1 protein-coding gene is annotated in these 1,838 nt (G+C 44.8%); it reads left to right on the top strand.

Annotated features, from left to right (window positions below; all coding sequences use genetic code 11):
- Window positions 1–114: 114 nt before the first annotated feature.
- Window positions 115–1,770, top strand: coding sequence for an IS1182 family transposase (locus NSB03_RS20520; protein WP_024988886.1), 1,656 nt, complete (start codon window positions 115–117; stop codon window positions 1,768–1,770).
- Window positions 1,771–1,838: the final 68 nt, after the last annotated feature.

Genomic DNA, 1,838 nt, shown 5'->3' with positions numbered 1-1,838 from the left:
GAAGGTGTGTCAAAATGCGCACCTTCTTTTTTTATGCACAAAGCCCCTACTTTCACAAGCTGGGGCTTTGTTATTACCTAAAGAATTTGTATCTTTAAGCATACAATTTATACTATGACAAAGATACATTTTCGTCCTTACAATCCCAACCAAACAGTTCTTTTTCCTCAAAGAATTGACGAGGATATTGCAGAGAATGATCCGGTGCGCATGGTTAACGCTCTGGTTGATAGCCTGAATCTTGAAAGTTTCAGGAAGTTGTATAAGGAATGCGGCCGCAGCCCTTACCATCCCAGGATGATGCTCAAGGTCATTCTATATGCCTATATGAACAACGTCTATTCCTGCCGGAAAATTGAGAAGCTCCTTCACCGTGACATCCATTATATCTGGCTTGCCGGATATGAGAAACCGGATTTCATTACCATCAACCGTTTCCGCAACCGGGTGAAGAAGGAAATCAACGAAGTATTTACCCAAACCGTACTCCTTCTCTCTTCCAAAGGCTTCATCAGCCTGAATGTGGAATATATTGACGGGACCAAGATTGAGTCCAAAGCCAACAAGTATACTTTCGTCTGGCGAAAAACGGTTGAGCGGAACCGTGAACGCCTGATGAAGAAGATACATGTCCTGTTGGAACAGACAGACGATGTCATCGCCCAGGAGAACTCATCGGAAAGCAATGAGGAAATAGAATTCACTCCGGCCATGCTGACTGAAATGGCGGGAGAATTGCGTCAAGCCCTTGAACAGGTTCCTGAACCCTCCACGAAAGAGGAAAAGACTGCGTTGAAAAAGAAACGCAAACAGCTGAAGGAACTGGAGGAGCACAGGGACAAGCTGCAGGAATACGACAACCATCTGGACACGCTGCAGGACAGGAACTCCTATTCCAAAACGGACAAGGACGCTACTTTCATGAGAATGAAGGAGGATGCCATGCGTAACGGCCAGACAAAGCCCGGTTACAACCTCCAGATCGGCACCGAGAACCAGTTCATTACCGATTTTGCACTCTTCCCGAACCCTACGGATACACTGACCATGATACCTTTCCTGCAATCCTTCTCAGGCAGATATGACAGGTTGGCCCATACGGTGGTGGCCGATTCCGGCTACGGTTCTGAGGAGAATTACCGCTTCATGTCAGAAAACGGTATGGAAGCCTACGTCAAGTACAACTACTTCCACATGGAACAGCGGTCGAGGTTCAAACCGGACCCGTTCAAGGCGGAAAACTTCTACTACAATGAAGAACATGACTTTTGCATTTGCCCCATGGGACAGAAGATGCAAAGAATAGGGACCGGACATGTGAAAACCGCATCCGGATATGTCAGCGAGAATGCCAGATACAGAGCCGTCAGATGTGAAGGCTGTCCGCTAAGATGCCGATGTTTTAAAGCAAAAGGAAACAGGACGATAGAACTGAATCACAGGCTCAGAAAATACAGGCAGAAAGCTAAAGAGTTGCTATGTTCCAAGGAAGGACTGAAACACAGAGGACAGAGATGCATAGAACCAGAAGCCGTGTTCGGACAAATGAAAAACAATATGAATTACAAACGTTTCCGCCATTTTGGAAAGGATAAGGTCTTCATGGACTTTGCCTTCTTTGCCGTTGCCTTCAATATAAAAAAGATGTGTGCAAAAATGGCTAAAGAAGGTATGGATTGGCTGATTAGACGGTTTTATGAGTTTACAGTAGCTATATTTAGATGTTGCGAACACATAAATCAAAGAAATCCTCAAAATATCGCAGCTTAAAGAAAATGAACCGAGTTGTATAGTAATGAATAAAAAAGAAGGTGTATCGTGCATTACGACACACCTCC

The sequence above is a fragment of the Bacteroides acidifaciens genome, from assembly GCF_024623065.1.
Taxonomy (GTDB): domain Bacteria; phylum Bacteroidota; class Bacteroidia; order Bacteroidales; family Bacteroidaceae; genus Bacteroides; species Bacteroides acidifaciens.
The sequence above is the reverse complement of the archived record's forward strand: the minus strand, read 5'-3'. Positions and strand labels throughout refer to the sequence as shown.

What these genes read in the sequence shown, in the direction of transcription:
- NSB03_RS20520 (WP_024988886.1), top strand. Translation starts at nt 115, where the DNA reads ATGACAAAGATACATTTTCGTCCTTACAATCCCAACCAAACAGTTCTT.